This window comes from Nocardia sp. No.11, assembly GCF_038752175.1.
Taxonomy (GTDB): domain Bacteria; phylum Actinomycetota; class Actinomycetes; order Mycobacteriales; family Mycobacteriaceae; genus Nocardia; species Nocardia canadensis.
Genome location: NZ_JBCGFB010000194.1, coordinates 1 through 7,251, shown reverse-complemented (window position 1 = coordinate 7,251; position 7,251 = coordinate 1). Strand labels below are relative to the sequence as shown.

At 70.5% G+C, this 7,251-nt stretch carries 6 protein-coding genes and 1 pseudogene; 2 read left to right on the top strand and 5 right to left on the bottom strand.

All coding sequences use genetic code 11. From position 1 onward, the window contains the following. Positions 1-246 precede the first annotated feature (246 nt). Positions 247-1,293 (bottom strand): hypothetical protein, encoded by a 1,047-nt coding sequence (locus V8688_RS30590; protein WP_218717708.1) that lies wholly within the window; start codon positions 1,291-1,293, stop codon positions 247-249. Between the two features lie 327 nt (positions 1,294-1,620). Further along, entirely contained in the window at positions 1,621-3,021 is a 1,401-nt protein-coding gene (locus tag V8688_RS30585; RefSeq protein WP_218717702.1) for an NAD(P)H-quinone dehydrogenase, read from the bottom strand. A 208-nt stretch (positions 3,022-3,229) separates the two neighbouring features. On the opposite strand from V8688_RS30585, the gene V8688_RS30580 reads away from it, so the two are divergent. Beyond that, positions 3,230-3,694 carry a gamma-glutamylcyclotransferase gene (locus V8688_RS30580; RefSeq protein WP_342802248.1) on the top strand — a complete coding sequence of 155 codons (465 nt, stop codon included), beginning with the start codon at positions 3,230-3,232 and terminating at the stop codon, positions 3,692-3,694. Then, positions 3,687-3,770, top strand: a pseudogene (locus tag V8688_RS30575) (gamma-glutamylcyclotransferase); the annotation flags it as partial. The gene V8688_RS30580 and the pseudogene V8688_RS30575, both read left to right, overlap by 8 nt. 120 nt (positions 3,771-3,890) lie before the next feature. Here V8688_RS30575 and V8688_RS30570 read toward each other — a convergent pair. The 3 genes from V8688_RS30570 to V8688_RS30560 form a co-directional block, all read right to left on the bottom strand. After that, positions 3,891-5,054: a M20 family metallopeptidase gene (locus V8688_RS30570; RefSeq protein ID WP_218717707.1), complete on the bottom strand. Its 1,164-nt coding sequence runs from the start codon at positions 5,052-5,054 to the stop codon at positions 3,891-3,893. 125 nt (positions 5,055-5,179) lie between these two features. Continuing rightward, positions 5,180-6,382, bottom strand: a complete 1,203-nt coding sequence (locus V8688_RS30565) for a M20 family metallopeptidase (RefSeq protein ID WP_218717700.1) — start codon at positions 6,380-6,382, stop codon at positions 5,180-5,182. A 49-nt stretch (positions 6,383-6,431) separates the two neighbouring features. Continuing rightward, positions 6,432-7,133, bottom strand: coding sequence for an enoyl-CoA hydratase-related protein (locus V8688_RS30560; protein WP_342802247.1), 702 nt, complete (start codon positions 7,131-7,133; stop codon positions 6,432-6,434). Between the last annotated feature and the right edge of the window lie 118 nt (positions 7,134-7,251).

The following is a 7,251-nucleotide window of genomic DNA, read 5'->3' as shown; positions in this document are numbered from 1 at the left end:
GCCAGCCCATCTCCGGGTGGCCGCCGGGCGGCGCGGGCGGCGGGGCCGCGGCGAGCGGACCACCGAAACCGGTGGTCACGTCGTCGACGGGCGGCCCGAAATCGCCTACGGGAGGACCGAATCCGGCGGCGGGTGGTGTGCCGCCGCGCTCGTTGTCGTCACCGTCGGTGCCCAAATCCAATCCTTTCCCCAGGACACACGTGTGGGGCGGTCGCCATCCGACCGCCCCACACGACGTACTGCGTGTCAGTACTGGAGCGAGCCACCCCACTGGGTGGTGACACCTGCGACGTTCACCGTCTGAAGCAGCTCCCCCGGCACCGGAAGTGTAGCCTTCGCGGCCGCTTCGATCGCGGCGGCGCCACCCGGCTGCGCCTTGATCCAGTTCTCGACCGCCGCCTTGGCCAGGTTGGCCTGGGTGGTGTCGAGGACGGTCACGGTGGTGTTGTCGGCCCGGCCGTCGCCACCGTTGTAGGTGGTGACCTTCACCGAGTTCTCGCCGATGTACTCGACCGAGACGCCCGCGTCACCGAAACCGGTCGGCGTGCGGTAGCCGACAGTGCCGACGTAGCCGGAGGCGTTGTTGTAGTGGTGGGTGTTGACCACACCGGGCAGCACGCCGCCGCCGTCGATGGAGACGCCGACTTCCTGGTGCGGGCCCTCCATCTCGACGACCGGCGCGGCCGGGGCGTCGGTGAAGTGCGGCGCCTGCCAGGTGGGCGTCTGCACGAGCTGGTCGGAGCCCTCGCCCTCGGTGGCCGTGCCCTGATCGGACGGCACGCTCGGCTGGGTCTGCGACGGCTGACCCTGCGACTGCTGACCACCGGGCGTGGTACCCGGCTGACCCGGGGTGGTGCCCTGCTGGCCGGGCGTGGTGCCCTGCTGGCCTGGGGTGGTCTCCTCCTGCGGGGTGGTGCCCGCGCGCTCCGGCTGCACGGCCGGCTGCGCCTGGCCGCCCTGGCCGGTCTGACCCGGCACCGGCAGCGGCGCGACGCGCGGGCTGGTGACGCCCGGCTGGCTCGGGGTCGGGGTGGCAGGCGTGGCCTGACCCGGCTGACCCGGCGCGGGGCTGGTCACGCCCGGCTGGGCCGGGGTCGGCTTGGTCTGACCGGGCTTGGTCTCGCCCGGCTTCACGTTCTCCGGCGTCTCCGGCTGCGTCTGCTCGGGGCCGCCGGTCTCCGGCGCCTCCTCCGAGGGCTGCTGGGTGCCCGGCTGCGCAGGCGCCGGGGTCGCGGGAGTGGTCGGCTGGTCACTGGGGACCGCGCCGGCCGGAGCCGCGAGAATGGTTGCCACGGCAGCCGCAGCGGCCAGGGGCAACGACGTGCTGGCCATCGCTCGCTGCGCCCGACTCGGCTTACGATGCTTCACTTTTCGCTTATCCCTTTCCCGGAGGGAATCCCCCACTGCTCCACCACGCGACCACTTCTGATCGCGCCTCGGCCGTGAGTCAACCACATGAGCGCGGGACAGGCAACGCAGCAGTAAGTTTCGCACCGCTGCCGCTCCGCCTGCGGAAACACGCTCCGGGACCCCCGCGCGGAATCGACGACCACCGTTGTCGAACAAGACAATTCGAAACCTCGCCGTTCAGTGATCCGACTCACATTCCGGCGCGGCCGCTCAGTCCAGGTCGTCGTGGCGCATCAGCAAACGCCCGGCTTCGGTGACCGAACCGGTCAGCGACGGATACACCGAGAACGTCTGCGCGAGATCGGTGACGGTGAGGTTGTTCTGCACCGCCAGCGCGATCGGCAGGATCAGCTCCGAGGCGATCGGCGCGACGACCACACCGCCGATCACCACGCCGGTCGCCGGGCGGCAGAAGATCTTGACGAAACCGCGCCGCAGCCCCGACATCTTCGCGCGCGGATTGGTGTTCAGCGGCAGCATCACCGTGCGGGCGGGCACCTCGCCGTTGTCGATGGCGGTCTGGCTGACGCCGACGGTCGCGATCTCCGGGCGGGTGAACACCGCCGAGGCCACCGTCTTCAAGCGGATCGGGCTCACGCCCTCGCCCAGCGCGTGATACATCGCGATGCGGCCCTGCATGGCGGCTACCGAGGCCAGCGGCAGCAGGCCGGTGCAGTCGCCCGCCGCGTAGATGCCGGGCACCGAGGTGCGCGAAACCCGGTCGACGCGAAGGTATCCGCCGCGATCGAGCTCGATGCCGACCCGGTCCAGGCCCAGGCTCTGCGTGTTCGGGGTGGAACCCACGGTCATCAGCGCGTGCGAACCCGTCACGGTACGGCCGTCGGACAGCTTCACCACGATGCCGTCGGCGGTGCGCTCCACCGCGTCGGCGCGGGCGTGCTTGACCAGTTCCACGCCGCGCTCGGCCAGCGCGTCCTCCAGCACGAGCGCCGCGTCGGCGTCCTCGCCCGGCAGCACGCGGTCGCGGCTGGAGACCAGCTTCACCCGCACGCCCATCTCGGTGTAGGCGGAGACGAACTCGGCGCCGGTGACGCCGGAACCCACCACCACCAGCGTCTCGGGCAGTTCCTGCAGGTCGTAGAGCTGGCGCCAGTTCAGGATGCGCTCACCGTCGGGCTCGGCGCCGGGCAGCACGCGCGGGCTGGCGCCGGTCGCGATCAGCACGACCTCGGCCTCGAACTCCTCGGCGCTGCCGTCGGCCAGCGTGGCCCTGACGCGGTGCGCCAATCCGGCGGCGGGACCGACCAATTCGCCCCGGCCCGCCAGCAACTGCACCCCGGCGGCCTGCAGCTTGGCGCGGATGTCGGCGGACTGGGCCAGCGCGAGCGCCTTGACACGGCCGTTCACCTCGGGCAGGTGCACCTGCGCCTGGCTGGCGTCGAGGGTGATGCCCAGATCACGAGCCCGGCGCAGGTCGGTGCGCAGACCGGTGGAGGCGATGAAGGTCTTGGAGGGAACGCAGTCCCAGAGCACGCACGCGCCGCCGATGCCGTCGGCGTCGACCAGGGTGACCGAGGCCCCGTGCTGGGCGGCCACCAGCGCCGCCTCGTATCCCGCCGGTCCGCCACCGATGATCGCAATCCGTGCCACAGCCACGCTCCCTGTATTCGCCTGATCAGCCGCGTCCCTTGTGAGGACCCGTCCGTACTGTCACCCCATCATTTCAGGTGCGCTGTGACGGTTCGGGGTCGGATCGGTGAACAAGTTCGGCGTGTCGAGGCCCGCCACGACTGTGACCGTCAGCCGATCTGGGTGGGAGACAGGAATTCCACTGCTGTTATTGGCTACAGTTCGTCAGGTGCCGATCTATGCCGCTTACGGGTCCAACATGGACTCGACGCAGATGCTGGAACGCTGCCCGCATTCGCCCATGTCCGGGACCGGGTGGCTGGAAGGTTGGCGCCTGACCTTCGCCGGTGACGACATCGGCTGGGAAGGGCCGTTGGCCACCGTCGTCGAGGATCCGGGCTCCCGGGTATTCGTCGTGCTCTACGACGTCTCCCCCGAGGACGAGGAACGCCTCGACCGCTGGGAAGGCTCGGACTTCGGTATCCACAAGAAGATCAGGATCCGGGTCACCGGCACCCAGGGCGAGTCCCGGCTGGCGTGGCTGTACGTCCTCGACGCCTACGAGGGCGGACTGCCCTCGGCGCGCTACATCGGCGTGATCGCCGACGCGGCTGAGAAGGCGGGCGCCCCAGAGGATTACGTCCACGCCCTGCGCACCCGCAACAGCAAGAACGTCGGCCCCGGCNGCGGCTGAGAAGGCGGGCGCCCCAGAGGATTACGTCCACGCCCTGCGCACCCGCAACAGCAAGAACGTCGGCCCCGGCGCTTGACCGCCTCCCCGCGTATTTTGCCCGGACTCGCCGGCCGCCGACGTTGTGTCGGCGGCCGGCGGTCAGGAGTGGGTCGGGTCAGCCCGTACCCGGTGAGTTACCCATGTGCTTCTGTGCTGCTCATGCCTGAAGGATGATGTTCGTCAAGGTGCGGACGCCTACGGCCAGGGCGCGTTCGTCGATGTCGAACGTGGGCTGGTGCAGGTCGAGCTGGTCGCCGGTGCCGGACCAGACGCCAAGGCGGGCCATCGCGCCGGGAACTTCCTCCAGGTACCAGGAGAAGTCCTCGCCGCCGCCGGACTGCGGGGTGTCGGCCAGGGCGTCGGGGCCCATCGCCAGAACCGCGTTCTCGAACATCAGGGCCGAGGTGGGGTCGTTGACCACCGGGGGCACGCCGCGCTTGTAGTTGAGTTGGTAGCGCACGCCGGTCGGCGCCAGCAGGCCGTCGACGATCTCGCGGACCAGCGGTTCCAGCAGCAGCCAGGTGGCGTGGTCGCCGGTGCGGACGGTGCCGGTGAGCATGCCGGTCTGCGGGATCGCGTTCGGCGCCTTGCCCGCGCTGACCGCGCCCCACACCATGACGGTGCTGGTGCGCGGATCCACCCGACGGCTCAGCAGCCCGGGCAGGCCGGTGATGACCGTGCCGATCGCGTAGACCAGATCGCTGGTCAAGTGCGGGCGCGAGGTGTGCCCACCCGGCGAGTCCAACACCAGCTCGACGGTGTCGGCGGCCGAGGTGATCGCCCCGGTCCGCAGGCCGACCTTGCCGACCTCCAGCCGGGGGTCGCAGTGCAGCGCGAAGATCCGGTCGACGCCCTGCATCGCCCCCGCGGCGACGACGTCGAGCGCACCGCCCGGCATCACTTCCTCGGCGGGCTGGAACACCAGCCGCACCCCGACCGGCAGCGTGTGCTCGGCCTCGGCCAGCGCCAGCGCGGTACCGAGCAGCACCGTGGTGTGCGCGTCGTGCCCGCAGGCGTGCGAGACGCCCGGCACGGTCGAGGCGAAGCTCAGACCGGTGAACTCCTGCATCGGCAGCGCGTCCATGTCGGCGCGCAGGGCGATGCGCCGCGTGCCGGTCGGCCCCAGATCGCAGATCAGGCCGGTGCCGCCGGGCAGTACGTCCCAGCTCAGACCCGCTTTGGTCAGCCACCCCGAGACGAACTCGGTGGTGGCGAACTCCGCGCGCGACAACTCGGGGTTGGCGTGGATGTGCCTGCGCCATTGCACGAGGTCGGCGGTGTGCTCGGCCAGCCACGCGTCGACGATCTCCGCTCCTGGCATATCGGTTCGTTCGGTGTCCGGCATGGTCGGACAGACCGCGTTCTCACGCATCATCGAGTGGGCTCCCACGCCCATCGATAGCGCGTCGGCGCCTGCGCGCGCGGTGCCCGAATAGCCGGAAATGCTCACCGAATGTCCTCCTGTCGTTCGACCAGCCGTTGCAACAACCTGTCCCTGTGTACTTCATCGCGCGCTATCGCGACAGCGGTACGCGCCAGTGCGCGGGCGCCGTCGAGCACCGCGCGATCGGCCGAGGCGTTCACCGCGGCGGCGGCGAAGTCCGGCTGATGGGTCACCGCGCCACCGGCGTCGATGCCGATCACCGGATGGATACCGGGGATCACGTTGGTGACGTTGCCCATGTCGGTGCTCCCGAGCGGACGCAGCACCTCGAGCTCGGGCGCGATCGGCACCCTGCCCAATCCGGTGATCTGCGCGCGGTAGACAGCCGAGAGAACCGGGTCGGGGGTGAGCTCGGTATAGGTGGGCGCGAGCGTCCGTATGTCGTGAGTGCAGCCGGTTGCCAGGGCGCCCGCCTCGAAACACGCCTTCGCTCGTCGCATCAGGTCGTCGAGTGACGCGGAATCGGCCGCGCGGAGGTAGTACAGCAACTCCGCCCGTCCGGGCACGATGTTGGGGGCTACGCCACCGTCAGCGACTATACCGTGCAGTTGCTGGCCAGGGCGCAAATGCTGGCGCAGCAAGCCGACGGCAACCTGGGTCAGGGTCACCGCGTCACCGGCGTTGCGGCCGAGCTCCGGTGCGGCGCTGGCGTGCGCCTCGCGGCCGTGGAAGACGATCGACAGGTCGGCCAGGGCCAGTGAGCGCGCGCCGACGATGTCGGCGGGGCCGGGGTGGACCATCATCGCCATCGCGATGTCGTCGAAGGCGCCCGCCTCGAGCATCAGGACCTTGCCGCCGCCACTCTCCTCGGCGGGCGTGCCGAGCACGACGACGGTCAGACCGAGCTGATCGGCGACTTCGGCCAGTCCGATCGCGGCGCCCACCGCGGAGGCGGCGATGATGTTGTGCCCACAGGCGTGCCCGATCTCGGGCAGCGCGTCGTATTCGGCGCAGATACCGACGGTCAGCGGGCCGCTGCCGTAGACGGCGCGAAAGGCCGTCGGCAGGCCAGCGACGCCGGTGGTGATCAGAAAACCGCGCTCGGCCAGGGGCGCGAGGATCTTGGCGACGCTGCGCGTCTCGGCGAAAGCGAGCTCGGGTTCGGCGTGGATCGCGTGCGAGAGGCCGATCAGCTCCTCCGATGCCGCGGCGATCGCGGCATCGGAGGCGGTGGCCGAGAATTCGCCGGTGCGCGAGGGTGCCATACCCCCCAGTCTCGCATCAGCGGCGGTCCGGGGCGCACCGGCGCGGGAGTCAGCTGCCGAACGGCAGGTTCTCGGCGGTGACCGGGGTGGCCAGCGCGGCCAGGGTCTCGGCGTGCAGCGCGGTCTTGATGATCGGGGTGATCGGCTTGCGCAGGCTGGTCAGCGCGGCGGCGCGCCCGATCGCGGCGGGCAGCACCTCCTCGGCGTCGGCCTTCGCGTCCACGATGCCCGCGGCGATCGCCTCGTCGGCGGCGAAGCGGTGGCCGGTGGTCATCGCCTGCACGCACACCTGGTTGCTCAGCCGGCCCTTGAGCAGGCCGTTCATGCCGACGGTGAAGGGCATGCCGAGGTGCACCTCGGGGAGCGACCAGAAGCCGCGGTCACCGCGCATCACACGGAAGTCGTGCGAGGAGGCCAGCATCGCGCCCGCGCCGAACGCGTGGCCGTTGATCGCGGCGACGGTGGGCATCGGGAAGGTCAGCAGGCGGGTGTAGAGGGTGTGCACCCGGTCGAGGTAGCCGTGGATCTTGTCCAGGTTGCCGAACAGCCAGTCGGTGTCGAGACCGTTGCTGTAGTACTTGCCGGTCGCCACCGTGACCAGCGCGGCAGCACCCTCCGACGCCTCGACCTCGTCGAGGGCGGCGTGGAAGGCATCGATCCAACCCGGCGAGAAACGGTTCTCGTTGTCGGCCTCCCCCTCGTTCCCGAGGTACAGGACGAACACATCACCGGAGCGCTCCAAATACGGCATGACGGGAAGAATAAACCGCAGCTGGGCACTTACCTACCAACGGGTAGCCTCCGCTCGCCCGACCCCGCACCCCCGACCTCGAGGAGGGGCGGCCGCGCAGCGGCCGGTTCGCGGCCGG